General features: G+C 70.1%; 20 protein-coding genes. 17 read left to right on the plus strand and 3 right to left on the minus strand.

What is annotated here, in order from left to right:
• Position 1 precedes the first annotated feature (1 nt).
• Positions 2-1,531 (plus strand): aldehyde dehydrogenase family protein, encoded by a 1,530-nt coding sequence (locus H9L21_RS02045; RefSeq protein WP_154595887.1) that lies wholly within the window; start codon positions 2-4, stop codon positions 1,529-1,531.
• A gap of 55 nt (positions 1,532-1,586) precedes the next feature.
• Here H9L21_RS02045 and H9L21_RS02050 read toward each other — a convergent pair whose 3' ends face one another.
• Positions 1,587-2,813, minus strand: coding sequence for a hypothetical protein (locus tag H9L21_RS02050; RefSeq protein ID WP_154595886.1), 1,227 nt, complete (start codon positions 2,811-2,813; stop codon positions 1,587-1,589).
• A gap of 91 nt (positions 2,814-2,904) precedes the next feature.
• Here H9L21_RS02050 and H9L21_RS02055 point away from each other — a divergent pair, with 91 nt between their 5' ends.
• Positions 2,905-3,690: an SGNH/GDSL hydrolase family protein gene (locus tag H9L21_RS02055; RefSeq protein ID WP_187411710.1), complete on the plus strand. Its 786-nt coding sequence runs from the start codon at positions 2,905-2,907 to the stop codon at positions 3,688-3,690.
• Here the strand turns inward: H9L21_RS02055 and H9L21_RS02060 are convergent.
• Together H9L21_RS02060 and H9L21_RS02065 are read right to left on the minus strand one after the other, a co-directional pair.
• The gene (locus H9L21_RS02060; protein WP_154595885.1) at positions 3,679-4,851 is read right to left on the minus strand and encodes a winged helix DNA-binding domain-containing protein; all 1,173 of its coding nucleotides are present in this window, start codon (positions 4,849-4,851) and stop codon (positions 3,679-3,681) included. The genes H9L21_RS02055 and H9L21_RS02060 overlap by 12 nt on opposite strands.
• Positions 4,852-4,990: 139 nt before the next feature.
• The gene (locus H9L21_RS02065; RefSeq protein ID WP_308209244.1) at positions 4,991-6,238 is read right to left on the minus strand and encodes an isochorismate synthase; all 1,248 of its coding nucleotides are present in this window, start codon (positions 6,236-6,238) and stop codon (positions 4,991-4,993) included.
• Positions 6,239-6,331: 93 nt separating this feature from the next.
• On the opposite strand from H9L21_RS02065, the gene H9L21_RS02070 reads away from it, so the two are divergent.
• The 15 genes from H9L21_RS02070 to nuoN all read left to right on the plus strand — a co-directional run bounded on the left by H9L21_RS02070 (position 6,332) and on the right by nuoN (position 22,723).
• Entirely contained in the window at positions 6,332-7,024 is a 693-nt protein-coding gene (locus H9L21_RS02070) for a demethylmenaquinone methyltransferase (protein WP_154595884.1), read from the plus strand.
• 119 nt (positions 7,025-7,143) lie between these two features.
• Positions 7,144-7,503, plus strand: a complete 360-nt coding sequence (locus H9L21_RS02075) for an NADH-quinone oxidoreductase subunit A (protein WP_187411711.1) — start codon at positions 7,144-7,146, stop codon at positions 7,501-7,503.
• Positions 7,503-8,057 (plus strand): NuoB/complex I 20 kDa subunit family protein, encoded by a 555-nt coding sequence (locus tag H9L21_RS02080; protein ID WP_154595883.1) that lies wholly within the window; start codon positions 7,503-7,505, stop codon positions 8,055-8,057. The genes H9L21_RS02075 and H9L21_RS02080 overlap by 1 nt, the downstream gene beginning before the upstream one ends.
• Positions 8,054-8,800 (plus strand): NADH-quinone oxidoreductase subunit C, encoded by a 747-nt coding sequence (locus H9L21_RS02085; RefSeq protein WP_154595882.1) that lies wholly within the window; start codon positions 8,054-8,056, stop codon positions 8,798-8,800. The genes H9L21_RS02080 and H9L21_RS02085 overlap by 4 nt, the downstream gene beginning before the upstream one ends.
• Complete coding sequence (locus H9L21_RS02090) at positions 8,800-10,131, plus strand: NADH-quinone oxidoreductase subunit D (RefSeq protein ID WP_154595881.1); 1,332 nt, start codon at positions 8,800-8,802, stop codon at positions 10,129-10,131. The genes H9L21_RS02085 and H9L21_RS02090 overlap by 1 nt, the downstream gene beginning before the upstream one ends.
• Before the next feature lie 82 nt (positions 10,132-10,213).
• Positions 10,214-11,026, plus strand: coding sequence for an NADH-quinone oxidoreductase subunit NuoE (nuoE, locus tag H9L21_RS02095; RefSeq protein ID WP_187411712.1), 813 nt, complete (start codon positions 10,214-10,216; stop codon positions 11,024-11,026).
• Complete coding sequence (nuoF, locus tag H9L21_RS02100; protein WP_154595880.1) at positions 11,019-12,329, plus strand: NADH-quinone oxidoreductase subunit NuoF; 1,311 nt, start codon at positions 11,019-11,021, stop codon at positions 12,327-12,329. The genes nuoE and nuoF overlap by 8 nt, the downstream gene beginning before the upstream one ends.
• Positions 12,326-14,716, plus strand: coding sequence for an NADH-quinone oxidoreductase subunit G (locus H9L21_RS02105; RefSeq protein ID WP_154595879.1), 2,391 nt, complete (start codon positions 12,326-12,328; stop codon positions 14,714-14,716). The genes nuoF and H9L21_RS02105 overlap by 4 nt, the downstream gene beginning before the upstream one ends.
• Entirely contained in the window at positions 14,713-15,981 is a 1,269-nt protein-coding gene (gene nuoH / locus H9L21_RS02110) for an NADH-quinone oxidoreductase subunit NuoH (RefSeq protein WP_154595878.1), read from the plus strand. The genes H9L21_RS02105 and nuoH overlap by 4 nt, the downstream gene beginning before the upstream one ends.
• 1 nt (position 15,982) lies before the next feature.
• A complete protein-coding gene (gene nuoI / locus H9L21_RS02115) occupies positions 15,983-16,537 on the plus strand; it encodes an NADH-quinone oxidoreductase subunit NuoI (protein ID WP_154595877.1) in 555 nt (184 codons plus the stop codon).
• Positions 16,534-17,367 (plus strand): NADH-quinone oxidoreductase subunit J, encoded by an 834-nt coding sequence (locus H9L21_RS02120; RefSeq protein WP_187411713.1) that lies wholly within the window; start codon positions 16,534-16,536, stop codon positions 17,365-17,367. The genes nuoI and H9L21_RS02120 overlap by 4 nt, the downstream gene beginning before the upstream one ends.
• Positions 17,364-17,657 (plus strand): NADH-quinone oxidoreductase subunit NuoK, encoded by a 294-nt coding sequence (gene nuoK / locus H9L21_RS02125; protein ID WP_187411714.1) that lies wholly within the window; start codon positions 17,364-17,366, stop codon positions 17,655-17,657. The genes H9L21_RS02120 and nuoK overlap by 4 nt, the downstream gene beginning before the upstream one ends.
• A gap of 10 nt (positions 17,658-17,667) precedes the next feature.
• Complete coding sequence (gene nuoL, locus H9L21_RS02130; protein WP_154595876.1) at positions 17,668-19,548, plus strand: NADH-quinone oxidoreductase subunit L; 1,881 nt, start codon at positions 17,668-17,670, stop codon at positions 19,546-19,548.
• Positions 19,545-21,083, plus strand: coding sequence for an NADH-quinone oxidoreductase subunit M (locus tag H9L21_RS02135; protein WP_154595875.1), 1,539 nt, complete (start codon positions 19,545-19,547; stop codon positions 21,081-21,083). The genes nuoL and H9L21_RS02135 overlap by 4 nt, the downstream gene beginning before the upstream one ends.
• The gene (nuoN, locus tag H9L21_RS02140; RefSeq protein ID WP_154595874.1) at positions 21,080-22,723 is read left to right on the plus strand and encodes an NADH-quinone oxidoreductase subunit NuoN; all 1,644 of its coding nucleotides are present in this window, start codon (positions 21,080-21,082) and stop codon (positions 22,721-22,723) included. The genes H9L21_RS02135 and nuoN overlap by 4 nt, the downstream gene beginning before the upstream one ends.
• The last annotated feature ends 36 nt before the right edge of the window (positions 22,724-22,759 follow it).

Below are 22,759 nucleotides of genomic sequence, written 5' to 3' on the forward strand. Positions count from 1 at the left end.
CATGACCGCCACCATCGAGCCCGACGTCGCATCGTCCGACGAACCCCAGCCCACCTTCGACTCGTTCAACCCCGCGACCGGCGACGTCGTGGGCACCCATCCGATCGACGGCCGCGAGCAGGTCGAGGCCGCGGTCGCCGCCGCACGCGAGGCGACGGGCTGGTGGCAGGGCCTGGGCTTCGAGGGCCGCAAGGAGTACCTGTTGCAGTGGCGCAGCGTCCTGACGCGGCGCCTGCACCAGGTCGCCGACCAGGTCCACCGCGAGGGTGGCAAGCCGCACGGCGACGCGCTGTTGGAGGCCGGGCTGGCGATCGACCACATCGCCTGGGCCGCGAAGCACGCGCCCAAGGTGCTCGGCCGCAAGAAGGTCGCGTCCGGCCTGCTGATGACCAACCAGGCCGCGTCCGTCGAGTACCAGCCGCTCGGCGTCGTCGGCGTCATCGGACCGTGGAACTACCCGGTCTTCACGCCGATCGGCTCGATCGCCTACGCCCTCGCGGCCGGGAACACGGTCGTGTTCAAGCCCAGCGAGTACACCCCGGGCGTCGGACGCCTGCTGGTCGACACGTTCACCGAGGTCGTCCATGGTCGTCCCGTCCTGAACCTCGTGACGGGCCTGGGCGAGACCGGCAGCGCGCTGTGCACCGCGGACGTCGACAAGATCGCCTTCACCGGATCGTCGGCGACGGGCAAGAAGGTCATGGCCGCGTGCGCCGAGAACCTGACCCCGGTCGTCATCGAGGCCGGCGGCAAGGACTCGATGATCATCGACGAGGACGCCGATCTGGCGTCCGCCGCCGAGGCCGCGCTGTGGGGTGGCCTGTCCAACGCGGGCCAGACCTGCATCGGCACCGAGCGCGTCTACGTCCACGAGCGCGTCTTCGACCCGTTCATGGCCGAGCTGCTGCGCCAGGCCGAGGGACTGCGCCCCGGGTACGACGACGGCGGCGTCTATGGCCCCTCGACGATGCCCAAGCAGCTGGACGTGATCCGCAGCCACATCGAGGACGCGATCGCCCGCGGCGGCCGGCCCGTGCTGGGCGGTGCCGACGCGGTCGGCGAGCGCTTCGTGCAGCCGACCATCCTCACCCACGTCCCCGAGGACTCCCTCGCGGTGACCGAGGAGACCTTCGGTCCGACGCTGGTCGTCAACCCGGTCAAGGACATGGACGAGGCCGTCGAGCTGACGAACGCCACGAAGTACGGCCTGGCCGGCGCGGTGTTCGGCAAGAAGCACGCGATGGACATCGCGTCGCGGATCCGCTCAGGGATGACCTCGGTGAACTCCGTCATCGCGTTCGCCGCCGTGCCCGGGCTGCCGTTCGGCGGGGTCGGCGACTCGGGCTTCGGCCGGATCCACGGACCCGACGGCCTGCGTGAGTTCACGTACCCGAAGGCGATCACGCGCCAGCGGATGAAGCCGGTCATCATGTTGCAGTCGATGGCCCGCGACGAGAAGACCGAGAGCCGGTTCGCGCAGTTGCTCACGGTCCTGCACGGCGGCACCGGCACCCTGCCGAAGCGCCGCTGAGCGTGGTCGAACGCCCCGAGTCCGCGAGGGCTCGGGGCGTTCGGTCCGTCGGGTGCTACTTGCGGACGCGGAAGTTCTTCTTCACCACCGGTCCGTAGCCCTGGGCGTTGCGTGCCTGGACGTAGACGGCGTCCACGCCTCGGCGCAGCTTGGCCCGCTTCACGACGAGCGACCTCCGCGAGCCGCTGACGGTGCGCTTGACCAGGACCTTGCCGCCCTTGCGGACGATGACCCGGTAGGCCGTGATCCGGGCGCCGCCGTTCGAGGCGGGAGCGCGCCAGCTGATCTTGCGGTTCTTCGAGACCGCCTTGCCGCGGACCTTCAGGGCGCGCACCTTGCCCGGCCTCGTGACCGGCTTGCGGAACAGGTCGGGGAAGACCGAGTACTTCGCCTGGAAGAAGTGAGCGACGGCGAACGACCCGTTGCCCAGCACCGTGAGCCCGGTCGCGAGGCTCAGCCCGGAAGCCGGACCGCCGAGCACCTTCAGCGGCGCCTCCGCGCCGTCGGCGTTCGGAGCGAACACCCGGACCGTGGCAGGGCTGAACGTGGCGACGTGGACGCGCCCGGCCGCATCGGTGTCGAGACCGTTGATCTCGGTGTTCGGCAGGGCGTTGGTGACGGACTGGATCGGCGTCGCGCCCGCACCGTCTGCCGAGCGCGAGTAGGCCCTCAGCTGCGTGCCGTTGGGCACCCACACCTTCGAGCCCGACACGGCCAGTGACTGGCCGGTTCCGAGACCTGTGACGGAGCGCTCGGTCGGCGCGGTCGCGCCCGTCGCCGAGGGAGCGTAGACGTTGTAACGGTCGGACTTGCGCACGTAGATCTCGCCGCCGGCCACGTCGACTCCCCATGCCGGTCCGGCTCCGGTGCCGAAGGTCTTGACCGGTGCCACGTTCCCGTCCGCGTTCGGCGCGAAGACGCTGACCGTGCCGTCGATCTGCGAGACGTAGAGGAAGCCGTTCGCGTCCAGCGCCACGTCCCGCGGCCCGTTCAGGCCCGTTGCGGCACCGCTGATCCGCCGGAGCGGAGCAGAGGGTCCCGACGCGTTCTTGCGGTGCACGACGACGGAGTCGTTGTTCTGCGAGGCGACGTAGATGTTCCCGGCCGCGTCGTCCTCCATGCCGATCGGACCGGCCAGCTCGCCGCTGACGGTCTTGGCCGGTGGTACGTCCACGGGCGCCGCGCCGGCGGGCGTCGCGGTCGCCGCGATCAGGCCGGCGACGAGTGCACCGGTCGTGCCGAGGGTCAGCCCTCGGACCGAGGTCTTCTTCAGCGGGGTCATGTCGGTCTCCAATCAGGACGGGAGCGTTCCTCCCATGACGCTGGTGAGCCCGCGACATCGATCGTGAGACGGCCCCCCGTAATCTCAGGTGGTGACTTTCTCGCGTTACGTGGCCCTGGGCGACTCGTTCACCGAGGGCGTCGGCGATCCCGATCCGGCCCTGCCGAACGGCGTCCGTGGCTGGGCCGACCGCTTCGCTGCGGCGCTCGATCGCGCCCAGGGCGGGGGCCTGCTGTACGCCAACCTGGCCATCCGCGGCCGCAAGCTCGTGCCGATCGTGGCCGAGCAGATCGAGCCCGCGATCGCGCTGGCGCCGGACCTGGTGACGATCTACGCCGGCGCCAACGACATCATGCGGCCGAAGGTCGATCTCGAGGCGATCCTGGCCGAGTACGACCGCGCCGTGGAGCGGCTCGTGGCCTCGGGCGCCCATGTCGTCATGTTCACCGCGGCCGACCCGGGGGACACCCGCACCTACGCGATGGTGCGGCACCGGTTCGAGCGCTACTGCGAGGCGGTGCGCCAGATCGCCGCGCGCCACGGAGCCACGCTGGTTGACTACTGGCACCTGACCGACTACCGCGACGCCCGCCTGTGGGACACCGACCGGATGCACATGTCGGCGGCGGGCCACCAGCGCATGGCCATCGCCGTGCTCGACGCCCTGGGCGTGCAGCACGACCTGGTGCCGCTGGTGCTGGCCGATCCTGCGCCGCTGACGTGGCCCGAGCGGCTCAAGGCCAACGTGCAGTGGGCGATCGAGTACCTCGGCCCGTGGATCAAGCGGCGGGTGACGGGTCGGTCCAGCGGTGACGGGCTCTCGCCGCGCTACGCGCAGCTGACGCCGATGACCCAGGTGCGCGGTTCAGTCGCGTAGGTCATGCTCGACCGGGCTCCAGCCCCGGGCCCGGGCCTTGATGACGGTACCGGCCAGCTGCGTCTCGAGGTCGTGGGCGCGCGCCTCGATCGCGGCGGCCGACTCGGCCCCGACGTCGGTCAGCAGCCGGACCGCGACCGTGCCGTCGTCACGGATCGCCCACCCGCCCACGATCTGGCCGTCCTTCCAGACGGTGGGGCCGGCGTTGCCGTTCGTGTCGAAGACCTGGTCGGCGTGCGGGCCCAGGTACCAGTCGCGGTGCTTCCAACCCATCGTCGTGGGGTCGAGCGCCGGCAACAGGGCGACCCACGGCTCCGGATCGGGGGTGGGGTCGAGGTCGTCGGCCAGCACGAGCCCGGTGCCGTCGTCCAGCTCGACCTCGGCGGTCGCGAGCCTCGCCAGCGCCGCGATGGTGTGACCCTTGGTCCAGCCCGTCCACCACTTCAGGTCCTCGGGGCGGGCCGGGCCGAAGCGCGCCAGCCACCGCCGGGCCACCAGGGCGCGCGCCTCTTCCGCATCGGGCACGTCGGTCAACTGCGGCAGCCATTGCCGCATCGAGGACCAGCGGAACTGCGTCGACGCCCACGTCCCGGCGGGCCGTGCGCGCACCACGTGGCCCTGGGCCGACATCACGGTCAGCAGCCGGCTGGCGATCGACTGCCGCGTCGCGTACCTGGTCCCCGCGGAGATCTCGATCCGGATGGCCAACAGGGGATCACTCGCGGCCAGGTCGGCGCTGCTGAAGACGCCGAGCCGGTCGACGGCGGCCAGGGCGGCCGCGTGCGCCCGCTCGAGCCACTGCTCCGGCTCGGCCAGCGCCGAGCCGGCCACCAGGGCGACGAGCTTGCGGTACTCGGACTCGGCGACGGACTGGCGCGTGGCGCCGAGGTAGGCCCCGGCATCGGCCGCGGGCACGGCGAACACGGTGCGCCGCATGACCAGCAGGCGGACCAGGGTGCGGTCGTCGTAAAGGGCCCGTTCCACCTCGGCCACCGACGGCTCGGCCATGCGGGCCAGGACCGAGAGCATCATCGAGGCCGGATCGGTGCTGTGCAGGGCCGTGACCGCCGCGGTCACCTCCTCGGGGGTGCCCACGGGCGCGGCGAGTGCATGGCGCACGCCCAGCCGTCGCCGCCGCTCGGCCGTGTCGAATCGCCGCATGCCGCGACCGTACCGGCTCCCTCGGACGGCTCGGTGTCGGTTTACCACGGTCACATGGGAATCCAGCGCTTCCCCAGGGAAACTTCCCTGGGGACGTGCGGGTTTACCACGGTCCCGTGGTAAACCGACGAGCCCGCGGTCAGGTCAGGGCGTCGCGGACGGGGATCAGCTTGGCGTCGGCCTCGGCGAGCTCGTCGGCAGGCGCCGAGTCGGCGACGATGCCGCACCCGGCGAACAACCGGGCGCTGCGACCGTCGGGTGCCACCTGCGCCGAGCGCAGGCCGATGCCCCACTCGCCGTCCCCGGAGGCGCCGATCCAGCCGACCGGGCCGGCGTACCGGCCCCGGTCCAGGCCCTCGATCTCGGCGATGACCCGCACGGCGTCCGCCGTCGGCGTGCCGCCCACTGCGGCGGAGGGGTGCAGCGAGGCCACGAGCGCCAGGACACCTGCGTCGTCGCGCAGCACGCCGGTGACGTCGGTGGCCAGGTGCATGACGTTCGGCAGGTGCAGGACGAACGGCGCCTCGGGGACGTTCATGCCCGTGCAGTGCGGTGCGAGCGCGTCGGCGACCGAGCGCACGGCGTACTCGTGCTCCTCGAGGTCCTTGCTCGACCGTGCGAGCGAGGCGGCGAGCCCCAGGTCGCGAGCGTCGTCGCCGGTCCGCCGGATCGTGCCCGCGAGGACGCGCGACGTGACCAGGCCACCTTGCAGGCGGACGAGCATCTCGGGCGTCGAGCCGAAGAACCCGTCGACGTGGAAGGTCCAGCAGCTGGGGTAGGTCCGGGCCAGCCGGGCCAGCGGCGAGCGCACGTCCAGCGGCTCGTCGAAGGTCGCCTCGACCGATCGGGCCAGCACGACCTTGTCGAGGCCGCCGGCCTGGATGCGCTGGACGGCCTTTTGGACCGTCGCCGTCCAGGCCGCGCGGCGCCGGGGGTCGTCGGCGAAGCTCGTGCCGACGGGGGAGGAGGGCGTGGTCGCGGTCAGGTCGGGGACCGGGCCGAGGGAACGACCGATCGTGGTGACCCAGCACCGTCCGTCGCGGCGCCCCACGACGATCTCGGGGACGGTCAGGCTCGAGCCGGGCCGGTCGGCGAAGGTGAAGCTGCCGAAGGCGACCAGGCCGCTGCCGGGCAGCTCGACCTCGTCGCGGACCACGGAGGACTCGACGACGTCGGCCCACCAGTCGTCGGCGGCATCGAAGCGACCCCGCCCGTCGGGGCTGAAGCTCGCGGCGCGACCCCAGCCGACGACGCCGTCGCCGCCGTGCACCCAGGCCAAGGCGTCGGGGGAAGGCGGCAACAGGCCGAGCAGGTCGCCCGGGTCGGCGATCTCGCGGGACCTGGCGACGAGCGGCTCAGGCCGTCCATCGGTCGCCAGCGTGCTCACTCGCGCCAGCCTACTCGCGGCCCGGTGAGGCCGGTGCGGGACCGGGGAACGGCCCGGGCGACCGCTGTCCGCCCGACGTGAGAAGGTGGCCAGATGAGAGCCGGGCTGGACAAGGATCCCCGTGACGTCGCGCGCATGTTCGACACCGTCGCGGCACGCTACGACCTGACGAACGACGTCCTCTCCTTGGGACAGGACCGCCGCTGGCGCACGAAGGTCGTCGAGACCGTCGCTCCGCGCCGTGGCGAGCGGATCCTCGATCTGGCGGCCGGCACCGGCACGTCGAGCGCGCCCTTCGCCGAGGCGGGCGCCCACGTGGTGCCGTGCGACTTCTCCATCGGGATGCTCGAGGTCGGCAAGCAGCAGTACCCCGGCCTGAACTTCACGGCCGGCGACGGCATGGCGCTGCCCTTCGCCGACGGCGTGTTCGACGCCGTCACGATCTCCTTCGGCCTGCGCAACATCCACGACCCCCTGCAGGGTCTGCGCGAGCTGCTCCGCGTGACGCGCCCCGGCGGCCGGATCGTGGTGTGCGAGTTCTCCACCCCCACGTGGAAGCCGTTCGAAACGGTCTACTCCAACTACCTGATGCGGGCCCTGCCGGCGATCGCGCGCACGGTCTCGTCCAATCCCGAGTCCTACGTGTACCTCGCCGAGTCGATCCGCTCGTGGCCCGACCAGCGCGGCCTGGCGATCCGGATGACCGAGGCCGGGTGGGGGCCCGTCACGTGGCAGAACCTCACCGGCGGAATCGTCGCGGTGCATCGCGCCGAGCGCCCGATGTGAGGCCGTTTCCCAGTTAGTGTTGCCTAACTCACACGTCCGTGGGACGCGGTTACTAGAGTGGTGAACCCAGAGCCTGTGAAGATCTTCACAAGGTTCGTCGGCGGGTGACTGGAGGTGCCGTGAACGCATACATCCCGATCTTGGTGCTGGGCGGTCTCGCCCTGGCGTTCGCGCTGTTCAGCGTCGGTGTCGCACCGTTCACCGGGCCGTCCCGGTACAACCGCGCCAAGCTCGACCGTTACGAGTCGGGCATCGAGCCCAGCCCCCTGCCCGAGGGCGGCGGCAAGGTCTCGATCAAGTACTTCTTCACGGCGATGATGTTCATCGTCTTCGACATCGAGGTCGTGTTCCTGCTGCCGTTCGCCGTCGCGTTCGACGAGCTCAGCTGGTTCGCGTTCTTCGCCGTCATGCTCTTCCTGCTCAACATCACGATCGCGTACGTCTATGAGTGGCGTCGCGGCGGAATGGACTGGACCTGATGGGCCTCGAGGAAAAACTCCCCAGTGGCGTCCTGCTCTCCACCGTCGAGGGTTTGGCCGGCTACTTCCGCAAGGCGTCCTTCTGGCCGGCCACCTTCGGCCTGGCCTGCTGCGCCATCGAGATGATGACGTTCGGCGCCCCCCGCTACGACTCCGGTCGGTTCGGCATGGAGGTCTTCCGGCCCTCCCCGCGCCAGGCCGACCTGATGATCGTCGCCGGCCGGGTGAGCCAGAAGATGGCCCCCGTCCTGCGCCAGATCTACGACCAGATGCCCGGCCCGAAGTGGGTCCTGGCGATGGGTGTGTGCGCCAGCTCCGGCGGCATGTTCAACAACTACGCGATCGTCCAGGGCGTCGATCACGTCGTCCCGGTCGACATGTACCTGCCCGGCTGCCCGCCCCGCCCCGAGATGCTGATCGACGCGATCTTCAAGCTGCGCGACTCGATCCAGCACACCCAGCTGGGCGCCGACCGCAACGCCGAGATCCGTGAGCAGGAGGCTGCCGCCCTGGCGGCGCTGCCCACCTCCTCGCAGATGGGACTCATGCGATGAGCGACGAGAAGCAGAAGAACCAGGCGCCGAAGCGTGACGAGACCCAGGACGCCTCATTCGAGACGCGGGCGGAGCTGAAGAAGTCCGACGCCGTCGAGCTCGAGGTCGTCGAGGTCCGCCAGGGTGCCTTCGGTGTCCACGGCACCGGCGACACCACCGGCTTCGGCGGACTGCAGCGCCCGGTGGTCATGCCCGGCGCGTCGATCCCGCCGTACGGCGGCTGGTTCGACGAGGTCGCCGAGCGGCTCGCCGGTGGCGAGGGCCTGGCCGACGCGATCGAGAAGGTCGTCGTCCACCGGGGCGAGATCACGTTCTTCATCCGTCGCGAGCTGCTGGCGCAGGCCGCGCGGCACCTGCGCGACGACGCGGCACTGCGCTTCGAGCTGCTCAGCGGCGTCAGCGGCGTGCACTTCCCCGGCGACACGGGCCGCGAGCTGCACGCCGTCTACCACCTGCTCTCGATGACCCACAACCGCCGCATCCGCCTCGAGGTCACGTGCCCCGAGGGCGATGCCCGCATCCCCAGCATCGTGGGGACCTACCCGACCGCCGACTGGCACGAGCGCGAGACGTGGGACATGTTCGGGATCGTCTTCGACGACCACCCGCACCTGACCCGGATCCTCATGCCCGACGACTGGCCGGGCCACCCGCAGCGGAAGGACTACCCGCTCGGCGGCATCGACGTCGAGTTCAAGGGTGGCTTCATCCCCGCGCCCGACAGCCGAAGGAGTTACTCCTGATGGTGACCACCGACCCGTACGCCGACACCTCCGAGTCCTCCTCCGGCCAGGTCTTCAACGTCACCGGCGGCGACTGGGACACGATCAACGCCGACAGCCTCGAGGGTGACCGGCTCGTCATCAACATGGGCCCGCAGCACCCTTCGACCCACGGCGTGCTGCGCCTGATCCTCGAGATCGACGGCGAGCAGGTCCACGACGCCCGCGCCGGCATCGGCTACCTGCACACCGGCATCGAGAAGAACATGGAGTTCCGCACCTGGACCCAGGGCGTGACCTTCTGCACCCGCATGGACTACGTCGCCCCGTTCTCGAACGAGGCGGTCTGGGTCGGTGCGGTCGAGCGCCTGCTGGACATCGAGGACCAGATCCCCGAGCGCGCCCAGATCATCCGCGTGCTGATGCTCGAGCTGAACCGCATCTCCAGTCACCTCATCGCAATCGCGACCGGCGGCATGGAGATCGGCGCGCTGACCGTCATGACCTGCGGGTTCCGCGACCGTGAGGAGATCCTCAAGTCGTTCGAGCTCATCACGGGCCTGCGCATGAACCACGCGTACTTCCGTCCCGGCGGCGTCGCCCAGGACCTGCCCGACGGTGCGGTCACCCAGCTGCGCGACCTGGTCGCGCTGCTCAAGAAGCGCCTGCCCGAGTACGCGGCGCTGTGCAACGCCAACCCGATCTTCAAGGGCCGCCTGAAGAACGTCGGCCACCTCGACCTCGCCGGAGTGCTGGCGCTGGGCATCACCGGCCCGATCCTGCGCTCGACCGGCCTGGACTGGGACCTGCGCGTCAAGCAGCCCTACTGGGGCTACGACACGTACGACTTCGACGTCATCACCCGCGACGAGCCCGACGCCTACGGCCGCTTCATGATCCGCCAGCTGGAGATGTGGGAGTCGCTCAAGATCGTCGAGCAGTGCATCGACCGGCTCGAGTCCACCCAGGGCCAGCCCGTCATGGTCGCCGATCGCAAGATCGCGTGGCCTGCGCAGCTCTCGGTGGGCGCGGACGGCCAGGGCAACTCGCCCGAGCACATCGCGCACATCATGGGCGAGTCCATGGAGGCGCTGATCCACCACTTCAAGCTGGTCACCGAGGGCTTCCGGGTCCCGGCCGGCCAGGCCTACTTCGCGGTGGAGTCGCCCAAGGGCGAGATCGCGTGTCACGCGGTGTCCGACGGCGGTACCCGCCCGTTCCGGGCGCACTTCCGCGACCCCTCGTTCGTGAACCTGCAGGGCGTCTCGGCGATGAGCGAGGGCGGCATGCTCTCGGACGTCATCGTCGCGGTGGCGTCCATCGACCCCGTGATGGGAGGGGTGGATCGCTGATGTCGTTGATCAACGTGACCGCCCTTCGTGGTCGGGGCTCAAGAACACTGGTCGAGGCCAGTGGTGACGGGAGTGGTTGTTCGTGACGGACCAGATTTCCGAGGGGCTGTCGGACCAGACGATCGCCGATCTGCACGAGCTGGCCGGGCGATACCCGCAGGCCCGCAGTGCGCTGCTGCCGATGCTGCACCTGGTGCAGGCCGATCAGGGCCGCGTCACGTCCGAGGGGATCGCCGTCTGCGGCGAGATCCTGGGCCTGACCGAGGCCGAGGTCAGCGCCGTGGCGACCTTCTACACGATGTACAAGCGCCGCCCGATGGGCAAGCACCACGTCGGCGTCTGCACCAACACGCTGTGTGCCGTCATGGGCGGCGACGAGATCTTCGAGCGGCTCTGCGGCCACCTGGACGTCGGCAACGACGAGACCAGCGAGGACGGCCAGATCACGCTCGAGAAGGTCGAGTGCAACGCGGCCTGCGACTTCGCGCCGGTGATGATGGTCAACTGGGAGTTCTTCGACAACCAGACCCCCGAGTCGGCCGTCGAGGTCGTCGACCGGCTCCGTGCCGGTGAGACGGTCCAGTCCACCCGCGGCGCCACGATCACCTCGTGGCGCGAGGCCGAGCGTGTCATCGGCGGCTTCGAGGACGGCCTGGTCGACGAGGGACCGGCCGCCGGTCCGGCCTCGCTGGCGGGCCTCGAGATCGCCGCGGAGCGTGGCTGGTCGGCTCCGCCGCTGGACGCCTCGGGCGCCGAGGCGACGCGCGAGTCCACGGCCCAGGCCGTGGACGAGGCCGACACCCGGCGTGCCGAGAGCGAGAACGTGGTCGAGCAGTCCGCGGCCGACGTCCGTGGCGGCGAGGACCCGGACGAGAGCGAGGCGACCCATGACTGACGTACTGACTCCGGTCCTGACCGCGAACTGGGCGGACGACCGCGCCTGGACGCTCGACGCCTACACGGCTCGCGGCGGCTACCGCGGCCTGGAGAAGGCGCTGACGATGGAGCCGGATGCCATCATCGAGCAGGTCAAGGACGCCGGCCTGCGCGGCCGTGGCGGCGCCGGCTTCCCCACGGGCATGAAGTGGGGCTTCATCCCGCAGGACAACCCGAACCCCAAGTACCTCGTGGTCAACGCCGACGAGTCCGAGCCGGGCACCTGCAAGGACATCCCGCTCATGATGGCCAACCCGCACGTGCTGGTCGAGGGCGTCATCATCGCCTCGCGCGCCATCCGGGCTCACACCGCGTTCATCTACGTGCGCGGCGAGGTCCTGCACGTCATCCGCCGCCTGCGCGCCGCCGTGCGCGAGGCCTACGCCGCCGGCCACCTGGGCCGCGACATCCACGGCACGGGCTACGACCTGGACCTGATCGTCCACGCCGGTGCCGGCGCGTACATCTGCGGCGAGGAGACGGCGCTGCTCGACTCGCTCGAGGGCCGCCGCGGCCAGCCGCGTCTGCGCCCGCCGTTCCCCGCGGTCGCCGGTCTGTACGCCTCCCCGACGGTGGTCAACAACGTCGAGTCCGTCGCCTCGGTGCCGGGCATCATCGCCGGCGGTGCCGACTGGTTCGCGTCGATGGGCACCGAGAAGTCCAAGGGCCACGGCATCTTCAGCCTCTCGGGACACGTCGCCCGTCCGGGCCAGTACGAGGCTCCGCTGGGCATCACGCTGCGCGAGCTGCTCGAGCTCGGCGGCGGCATGCGGCCCGGCTCGGAGCTGAAGTTCTGGACCCCCGGTGGCTCGTCCACCCCGATCCTCACCGCCGAGCACCTCGACGTCCCCCTGGACTTCGAGGGAGTCGGCGCCGCCGGCTCGATGCTGGGCACCCGCGCCCTGCAGATCTTCGACCAGACCACGTCGGTCGTGCGGTGCGTCCTGCGCTGGACCGAGTTCTACAAGCACGAGTCCTGCGGCAAGTGCACGCCGTGCCGCGAGGGCACGTGGTGGCTCGTCCAGACGCTGCGTCGCATCGACGACGGCCAGGGCCAGCCCGGCGACATCGAGCTGCTGCTGGATCTGTGCGACAACATCCTGGGCCGCGCCTTCTGTGCCCTCGGCGACGGCGCCACCAGCCCCATCACGTCGGCCATCGAGTACTTCCGCGAGGAGTTCGAGGCCGGCATGACCACGCCCAGCCGCGACCTGTTCCCGCCCGCGGCCTCCACCCTGTTCGCGAAGGAGGGCGTCCGATGACGCTCACCGAGTCCAACGGCGCCGACACGACGCCGGTCGAGCTCATCACGCTGACGATCGACGACGTCGAGGTCAGTGTCCCCAAGGGCACCCTCGTCATCCGCGCCGCCGAGCTGATCGGCACCGAGATCCCGCGCTTCTGCGACCACCCCCTGCTCGCGCCCGTCGGCGCCTGCCGCCAGTGCCTGGTCGAGATCCCCGACGCCGGCAACGGCCGGGGCATGCCCAAGCCGCAGGCCTCGTGCACGATCGAGGCCGCGCCCGGCATGGTCGTGCGCACCCAGGTCACCTCGCCGGTCGCCGAGAAGGCGCAGGAGGGGATCTTGGAGTTCCTGCTGGCCAACCACCCGCTCGACTGCCCGGTGTGCGACAAGGGCGGCGAGTGCCCCCTGCAGAACCAGGCGCTGTCGCACGGTGCGGCCGAGTCCCGCTTCATCGAGACGAAGCGGCTGTTCCCCAAGCCCCTCGCGCTGTCCAGCCAGGTCCTGCTCGACCGCGAGCGTTGCGTCCTGTGCCAGCGCTGCACGCGCTTCCAGTCCGAGATCGCCGGCGACCCGTTCATCGCCCTGCTCGAGCGCGGTGCGCAGCAGCAGATCGGCATCGCGCCGGACGTGCCGTTCGGCTCCTACTTCAGCGGCAACACGATCCAGATCTGCCCGGTCGGTGCGCTGACCAGCGCCGACTACCGGTTCCGCTCGCGCCCGTTCGACCTGATCAGCGTCCCCTCGGTCTCCGAGCACGACGCCTGCGGCTCGGCGATCCGCGTCGACCATCGCCGGGGCAAGGTCATGCGCCGTCTCGCCGGTGACGACCCCGAGGTCAACGAGGAGTGGATCACCGACAAGGACCGCTTCGCGTTCACCTGGTCGCGCCAGGCCGACCGGCTCACCACGCCGCTCGTGCGCAACCCGCAGACCGGCGAGCTCGAGCCCACCTCGTGGCCCGGCGCCCTCGCCGTCGCCGCCCGCGGTCTCGCGGCGGCGGCCGGCAAGGCCGTCCTGACCGGTGGCCGGCTCACGGTCGAGGACGCCTACGCGTACGCCAAGTTCGCGCGCGTCTCCCTCGGCACGAACAACATCGACTTCCGGGCCCGCGCCACCTCCAAGGAGGAGGCCGAGTTCCTCGCGGCCAAGGTCGCCGGCACGCCCGTCGGCGTCAGCTTCGCCGACCTCGAGCGCGCCGACACGGTGGTGCTCGTGGGCCTCGAGCCCGAGGACGAGGCCGGCACCCTGTTCCTGCGCCTGCGCAAGGCCAGCCGCAAGGGCGTCAAGGTCATCGCGATCGCCAGCCACACGACCCGGGGCCTGACCAAGATGAACGGCACCCTCGTGCCGGCCGTCCCCGGCGGCGAGGCGGCGGCCCTGGCGGCCCTCGACCTCCCGGCGGGCAGCGTGATCCTCGCCGGCGAGCGACTGGCCACCGTGCCCGGCGCCCTCTCGGCCGTCGCGGCCCGCGCCACCGAGACCGGTGCCCGCTGGGCCTGGGTCCCGCGTCGTGCCGGCGACCGCAGCGCGCTCGACGCGGGCTGCCTGCCGAACCTGCTGCCCGGCGGCCGCCCCGTGGCCTCGGCCGAGGCACGCGCCGACGTCGCGGCCGACTGGGGCGTCCCCAGCCTGCCCGCCGAGCCCGGCCTGGACACCGAGGCGATCATCGCCGCGGCAGCCAGCGGCGAGCTCGGCGCCCTCGTGGTGGCCGGCGTCGACGTCGACGACCTGCCCGACCCGGCCCTGGCCCGCGACGCCCTGCGCTCGGTGGACTTCCTGGTCAGCCTCGAGGTCCGCGAGTCCGCGGTCACCGCGCTGGCCGACGTGGTCCTGCCGGTCGCGCCCCCGGTCGAGAAGGCCGGCACCTTCATCAACTGGGAGGGGCGCCTGCGGCCCTTCGACCAGGTTCTCTTCGAGTCGCGCGCCCTGCCCGACGTGCGGGTCCTCGCCGGCATCGCCGAGGAGCTCGGCCGGCCCATCGGCCTGCGCACCCCGCAGGACGCCGCCGCCGAATGGCACGAGCTCGGCCCCTGGGACGGCAAGCGGGCGCCGTTCCGCGGCCGCAAGCCGGGTGCCCCCAAGCTGGTCTCCAAGACGCTCGTCCTCGACACCTGGAAGCTGATGATCGACGACGGTCGCCTGCAGGACGGGGCCGAGACCTACCGGCTCACCGCCCGCGTCCCGGTGCTGCGCGCCAACGCGGCGACCCTCGCGGTCCACGGCGTCGAGCCGGGCACGACGGCCACCCTGACCGGCCCGTCCGGATCGGCGCACCTCATCGCCGAGGTCGCGGACCTGCCCGACGGCGTCGTCTGGGCACCCACGAACTCCGGCGTCCACCTGGGCGCCGCCCTCGGCGTCGGACACGGCGGCCGGGTCAGCCTGGCGGGAGGCGCGGCATGACTCTGGACCAGCTCTTCGGCAACGACCCCGGGTGGGTCGTCGCCCTCAAGGCACTGTTGATCTTCGTCTTCCTGGTGCTCTACACGCTGTTCAACATCTGGTTCGAGCGACGCGTCGTGGCCCGGATGCAGCACCGCATCGGCCCGAACGTCAACGGCCCCTTCGGCCTGTTGCAGAGCCTCGCCGACGGCGTGAAGCTCGGCCTCAAGGAGGAGATCTTCCCCAAGGCCGCGGACAAGGTCGTCTACTACGTCGCGCCGATCATCGCGGTCGTGCCGTCGTTCCTGGCCTGGGCGGTCATCCCGTTCGGCCCGGTCGTGAACTTCTTCGGTCACGAGACCCCGCTGCAGCTGACCGACCTGCCCGTCGCCGTCCTGTACGTCCTGGCCGTCACCTCGGTCGGCGTGTACGGCATCGTGCTGGCCGGCTGGTCCTCCGGCTCGATCTACGCCCTGCTCGGTGGCCTGCGCTCCAGCGCCCAGGTGATCAGCTACGAGGTCGCGATGGGCCTGTCCCTGGTCGCGGTCTTCATCTACGCCGGGTCGATGTCGACCTCCGAGATCGTCGCGGCGCAGGAGGACATCTGGTTCTTCATCCCGCTGCTGCCGTCGTTCATCATCTACGTCATCGCGATGGTCGGCGAGACCAACCGCGCCCCCTTCGACCTCCCCGAGGCCGAGGGCGAGCTGGTCGGTGGCTTCCACACCGAGTACTCGTCGTTCAAGTTCGCGATGTTCTTCCTGGCCGAGTACATCAACATGGTCACCGTCTCGGCGCTGGCCACGACGATGTTCCTCGGCGGCTGGCGCGCCCCGTTCGGCATCGCCCAGATCTGGGAGGGCGCGAACGAGGGCTACTGGCCCGTCCTGTGGTTCTTCGGCAAGACGCTCGCGTTCATCTTCTTCTTCGTCTGGCTGCGTGGCACGCTGCCTCGCATGCGCTACGACCAGTTCATGCACTTCGGCTGGAAGTGGCTCATTCCGATCGCGCTCGGCTGGATCGTCGCCCTGGCGTTCATCCGCAAGCTGCAGGTCGAGGACATGCTCGACCAGAACGCGATGCTCATCGCCGCGGGTGTGGCGGGGCTCTTGCTGGTCGTCACGTTCTTCCTGCCGACCCGCGACGAGGACGACGAGCCCGAGGTGGTCGAGCCACAGGAGTTCGACGCCTTCGCCGGAGGCTTCCCGGTCCCGCCGCTGCCGCACCAGCGCGAGGCCATTGCCACCGCACCGACCACCTCGCAACCCACGGATGGGGGAGAGTGACATGAGTACGCTCAAGGAGACCCTCTGGGACCCGATCGCCGGCTTCGGCGTCACGTTCCGGACGATGTTCAAGAAGCCCGTGACGGAGAAGTATCCGTTCGAGAAGCTGCCCACGGCACCGCGCTTCCACGGTCGCCACCAGCTCAACCGCTGGCCCGACGGCCTCGAGAAGTGCGTCGGTTGCGAGCTGTGCGCCTGGGCCTGCCCCGCCGACGCGATCTACGTCGAGGGCGCCAGCAACACCGAGGACGAGCGGTTCAGCCCCGGTGAGCGCTACGGCCGCGTTTACCAGATCAACTACCTGCGCTGCATCCTGTGCGGGCTGTGCATCGAGGCCTGCCCGACGCGCGCGCTGACGATGACCAACGAGTACGAGCTGGCCGACGACAACCGCGCCGCGCTCATCTACGAGAAGAACGACCTGCTCGCGCCGCTGCTGCCCGGCATGGTCGAGCCGCCGCACGAGATGATGATCAGCGACGACCACCACGACTACTACCGGGGCAAGTCGCTGCCGATCGTCGAGACCACCAGCGGACCGGAGCAGTCCCGGTGACCGCGTTCTGGATCCTCGCCCCGGTCATGGTGCTGGCGGCGATGGGACTCATCCTCTCCCGCAAGGCCGTGCACGCGGCTCTGTGCCTGGCGATCGTCATGATCTGCCTGGCGATGCTCTACGCGGCGCAGGGCGCCCCGTTCCTGTTCGCGGTGCAGATCATCGTCTACACCGGCGCGATCATGATGCTGTTCCTGTTCGTGCTCATGCTGGTCGGCGTCGAGACCGCCGACTCCATCGTCGAGACGATCAAGGGACAGCGCGTCATGGCCGCCGTCGTGGGCATCGGCTTCGCGCTGCTGCTGTCGCTGGGCATCGCGCAGACGGTGTCCTCCGCGGTCGTCGGCCTGGGCGAGGCGAACGCGAACGGCAACCTGCACGGTTTGGCCTCGCTGCTGTTCACCGACTACGTGCTGGCCTTCGAGTTCACGGCCGCGCTGATGATCGTGGCGGTCCTCGGCGCGATGGTGCTGGCCCACCGCGAGCGCCTCGTCGCACCGCCGACGCAGGCCGACCTGCAGGCCCGCCGCATGCGCGACTACGCCGAGTCCGGCAAGCACCCCGGCAACGCGCCGACCCCGGGCGTCTTCGCTCGCCACAACGCGGTCGACACCCCGGCCCTGCTGCCCGACGGCACCCCGTTGCCCGAGTCGATCCCCGGCACGCTCGTCTCGCGTCACCAGTTCGAGCTGCACGACGCCGAGGACGTCAACCGGGTCGTCGGCGAGATCGCCGCGGTCGACGTCGACCCCGACGAGCGACCGGTCACCACCGAGAAGCCGGACGTCCCGAAATCGGCCGACACCGATGACGAGGGGGATTCGAAGTGAACGAGTACCTGACCCTCTCGATGCTGCTGTTCTCGATCGGCGCGGTGGGCGTCCTGGTGCGCCGCAACGCGATCATCGTGTTCATGTGCATCGAGCTCATGCTGAACGCCACGAACCTCGCGTTCGTCACGTTCGCGCGCCAGCACGGCAACCTCGACGGGCAGGTGGCGGCGTTCTTCGTCATGGTCGTCGCCGCCGCCGAGGTCACCATCGGCCTGGCCATCATCGTGTCCATCTACCGCACGCGACGGACGACCTCGGTCGACGACGCGAACCTGCTCAAGGCCTAAGGAGCTCGCGTTGCTGGACCTTTCCTGGCTGCTCATCGCCATCCCACTGGCGGGAGCCGCGCTCCTGCTGACCTGGGGCAAGGAGTCCGACCGTTTCGGACACCTCATCGCGACGGCGTGCTCTGCCGCGTCGTTCGTGCTGGGCGTCGTGCTCTTCGCCCAGCTGGCCGCTCGCGACGAGGGTGACCGCTCGGTCACCACGACGCTCGGCACCTGGATCGACGCCGGCGCGTTCCACGTCGACTTCTCCTTCACGTTCGACACGCTCTCGAGCCTGTTCGTCCTGCTCATCACGGGCGTCGGCACGCTCATCCACGTCTACTCGATCGGGTACATGGAGCACGACGAGCGCCGTCGCCGCTTCTTCGCCTACCTGAACCTGTTCATCGCGGCGATGCTCACGCTCGTGCTCGCGGCGGACTACCTCGTGCTCTTCCTGGGTTGGGAGGGCGTCGGCCTGGCGTCCTACCTGCTGATCGGGTTCTGGCAGCACAAGCCGTCGGCCGCCGCCGCCGCCAAGAAGGCCTTCGTGATGAACCGCGTGGGCGACCTGGGCCTGGCGCTGGCGATCATGACGATGTTCGCCTGGTTCGGCACCACCTCGATCGCCGCGGTCAACGAGCAGGTCGGCTCGGTCTCGGGCAACGTCGCCACGGCGCTCGGCCTGCTGTTGCTGCTGGGCGCGTGCGGCAAGTCCGCGCAGTTCCCGCTGCAGGCCTGGCTGCTCGACGCCATGGAGGGCCCCACGCCCGTCTCGGCACTGATCCACGCGGCCACGATGGTCACGGCCGGCGTCTACCTGGTCGTGCGGTCGCACGACATCTTCGACGCCTCGTCCACGGCCCGCAACGTCGTCATCGCCGTCGGCGTCATCACGCTGCTGATGGGCGCTTGGATCGGTTGCACGAAGGACGACATCAAGAAGGCCCTGGCCGGCTCGACGATGAGCCAGATCGGCTACATGATGCTGGCCGCGGGCCTCGGCCCGGCCGGCTACGCCTTCGCGATCTTCCACCTGCTGACGCACGGCTTCTTCAAGGCCAACATGTTCCTCGGCGCCGGCTCGGTCATGCACGGCATGAACGACGACGTGAACATGCGCCACTACGGCGGCCTGCGCAAGGTCATGCCGGTCACGTTCTACACGTTCGGCATCGGCTACCTCGCCATCCTGGGCTTCCCGGGCACCTCGGGCTTCTTCTCCAAGGACAAGATCATCGAGGCCGCGCTGGGGCACAACATCTGGGTCGGCCTGGCCGCTCTGCTGGGTGCCGGCGTCACGGCGTTCTACATGACGCGCCTCATGCTGATGACGTTCTTCGGCCAGCGCCGCTGGCGCGAGGAGGTGCACCCGCACGAGTCGCCCTCGGTCATGACCGTCCCGCTGATGGTGCTGGCGGCGCTCTCGCTGCTGGCCGGCATCATGGCGCTGGGTGGTTGGATCGAGGACTGGCTCGAGCCGGCCACCGGCCACACCGAGCACCACGACCTGCCGCTCCCGGTCATCGCGATCACGCTGATCGTGCTGCTGGTGGTCGCCGCAGGCGTCGCGCTGGCCTGGCTCACCTACGGCCGCGATCGCGAGATCGCCGGCGAGACCCCGGCGGACTCCGAGGTCTCGGTGTTCACCCGCGCGGGCCGCGCCGAGCTGTACGGCAACGCCGTCAACGACACCCTCGTCGTGCGGCCTGTCACCCACTTGACCCGCGCGCTGGTGTGGGTCGACGCCAAGGTGCTCGACGGAGTCGTGACCGGCTCCGCCGACGGCATCGGCGGTATGTCCCGTGAGCTGCGCAAGCCGCAGACCGGCTTTGTCCGTTCCTATGCACTGATGGTGCTCGGAGGTGCTCTCGTGGTCCTGCTGGGCCTGCTGGCGGTGACGCTCGCATGATGCTGTCCCTGCTCATCGCCGTTCCCCTGTTGGGCGCCCTCGTGGTCGCCCTGCTCCCGCGGACGTCCGACGGAGCCACCGCGCGCTACGTCGCCTTCGGTGTCTCGATCCTCACCCTGGTGATGTCGCTGACCCTGTTGTTCCGATTCGACATCGACAGCGGTGGCTACCAGCTGACCGAGGACCTCGAGTGGATCGGGGCGCTGGGCGTCCACTGGGCCCTCGGCGTCAACGGCATCGGCCTGACGATGATCTTCCTGACGACGGTGCTCACGCCGATCGTGCTGGTCGCGTCCTGGCGCGACAAGGAAGCCGACCCGGCGCGCACCAACACGTACTTCGCGTGGATGCTCGTCCTCGAGGCGCTGGCGATCGGCGTCTTCGCGGCCACCGACGTCTTCGTCTTCTACGTCCTGTTCGAGGCGACGCTCATCCCGCTGTACTTCCTCATCGGCGCGCACGGCTCGGGCCACCGCAGCTACGCCGCGGTGAAGTTCCTCATCTACAACCTCGCGGGCGGCCTCATCATGCTCGCCTCGGTCGTGGGCCTGTACGTCCTCTCGACGCAGCAGGGCGGCCCCAGCTTCCTGCACGCCGACCTGATGAACCTCGAGATGTCCCAGACCACCGAGCGGTTGCTCTTCTTGGGCTTCTTCATCGCCTTCGCGATCAAGGCTCCGCTGTGGCCGCTGCACACGTGGCTGCCCGACGCCGCCGCCTCGGCGACGCCCGGCACCTCGGTGCTGATGGTCAGCATCGTCGACAAGATCGGCACGTTCGGCATGATCCGCTGGTGCCTCGAGCTGTTCCCCGGGGCCTCGGAGTGGGCCAGCCCGGTCGTGCTCGTCCTCGCGGTCATCAGCATCCTCTACGGTGCGCTGCTGGCCGTCGGCCAGGACGACCTGCGCCGCCTCATCGCGCTGACCTCGGTCTCGCACTTCGGCTTCATCATCCTGGGCATCTTCGCCTTCACCTCGGTGTCGATGACCGGCTCGGTGCTCTACATGTTCAACCACGGGCTCTCGACCGCGGTGCTGTTCCTCGTGGCGGGCATGCTCATCGCTCGCCGCGGGTCGGCCCGGATCAGCGACTTCGGTGGCGTCCAGAAGGTCGCCCCGGTGCTGTCGGGCGTCCTGCTCATCGGCGGTCTGTCGAGTCTCTCGCTGCCGGGTCTGGCGCCGTTCGTGTCCGAGTTCCTCGTGCTCGCGGGCACCTTCACCCGGTCGATACCGCTCGCTGCCGTGGCCACGCTGGGCATGGTGCTGGCCGCCGTCTACATCCTGGTGATGTACCAGCGCACGATGACCGGTCCGCTGAACGAGGCCACGGCCGGATTCCACGATCTCTCACGGCGCGAGGTCGGGGCCATGGCGCCGGCGATCGTGCTCATCATCGGCCTGGGCTTCGTCCCGCAGCCCTTGCTGCAGGTCATCGATCCCGCGGTCGAGCCGGTGGTCACCACCGTTGGGGTCGGTGACCCGCCGCAGCGCGCGCCCATCGACCTCACCCAGCAGACGGAAGGAGCCCACGAATGATCGGCGCACTTTCGTCCGCCCTGCCCGGCGCCCTCGCGGCGGCCGGCCCCGACATCGCCGCGGCCGAGTTGGACTACCGCCAGCTCTCGCCGCTGATCGCGGTCTTCGCGGTCGCGATGATCGGCCTGATCGTCGAGATCACGGTCCCGCGCCGTGCCCGCTTCGTCACCCAGGCGGTCGTCGCCGTCGCCGGCACGCTCGTCGCGCTCGGCCTCAGCGTGTGGGTCTACCTGGGCCTCGACGAGGTCCCCGAGGCCCGCTGGCCGGCCCTGGGCGGCACCGGCGCCGAGGGTGCCGTGTCCGTCGACGGTCCCGGTGTCCTGACCTGGGCGATGCTCTTGGTCTTCGCCGCGCTGTCGTTCCTGCTCTTCTCCGAGCGCAGCCACGAGCGTGGTCTGAGTGACTTCGTCGGCCGCGCGGCCGACGCTCCCGGTTCGCCGGGCGAGGCCGAGGCCACGCAGGCCCGACTCGAGCACACCGAGGTCTTCCCGCTCGCGGTCTTCTCGCTCTCGGGCATGATGCTGTTCGCCGTCTCGAACGACCTCATCACGATGTTCGTGGCCCTCGAGGTGCTCTCGCTGCCGCTGTACGTGCTGTGTGGGGTGGCGCGCCGTCGTCGCCTGCTCAGCCAGGAGGCCGCGATGAAGTACTTCCTGCTGGGGTCCTTCGCGTCGGCGTTCTTCCTCTACGGCGCCGCGCTGGCGTACGGCTACGCCGGCAGCCTCAACCTCACCGAGATCGACACCGCCGTGTCGGCCCGGGGCGACGAGACGCCGATCCTGCTGGGCGCCATCGGCCTGCTGCTGGTGGGCCTGCTGTTCAAGGTCGGCGCGGTCCCGTTCCACAGCTGGACCCCCGACGTCTACCAGGGCGCGCCGACGCCGGTCACCGCCTTCATGGCCGCGGCCACGAAGGCCGCCGCGTTCATCGCGATGATGCGCGTGCTGTTCGTCGCGTTCGGCGGGGCCTCGTGGGACTGGCGTCCCGTGCTGTGGGTCATCGCCGTCATCACGATGCTGATCGGCTCGATCGTCGCGATCAGCCAGACCGACGTGAAGCGCATGCTGGCCTACTCCTCGATCGCGCACGCCGGTTTCATCACGGTCGGCCTGTCGGGTGCCTACCTGGGCGACCAGGAGGGGCTGGCGATCACCTCGATCTCGTCGGTGCTGTTCTACCTGCTGGTCTACGGCATCAGCACGATCGGCGCGTTCGCGATCGTCACGGTCATCCGTGACTCCGCGGGCGAGACGACGCACCTGTCCAAGTGGGCCGGACTGGGCAAGGAGTCGCCGTTCCTGGCCGGCTCGTTCGCCCTGTTCATGCTCTCGTTCGCGGGCATCCCGCTGACCGCCGGATTCATCGGCAAGTGGGCGGTCTTCAGCGCCGCCTGGGGCGGCGGAGCGTGGCTGCTGGTCGTGTTCGGCGTGCTGTGCAGCGCGATCGCCGCCTACTTCTACGTGCGGTTCATCGTCCTGATGTTCTTCACCGAGCCGGTCGGCGACGGCCCGACCGTGGCCGTCGCGGGTGTGCCGACTACCGTGGTCATTGCCTTGGCCGTGATCGCAACGGTCGTGCTGGGCGTGGTTCCGGGTCCTGTCCTGGACCTGGTCCAGAACGCCGGCGCCTTCGTGCGCTAGCAGGGCATGTCGTCGGCGGTCATCGGAAGGAAGTGG

Origin of the sequence: Aeromicrobium senzhongii, from assembly GCF_014334735.1 — a bacterium.
GTDB lineage: Bacteria > Actinomycetota > Actinomycetes > Propionibacteriales > Nocardioidaceae > Aeromicrobium > Aeromicrobium senzhongii.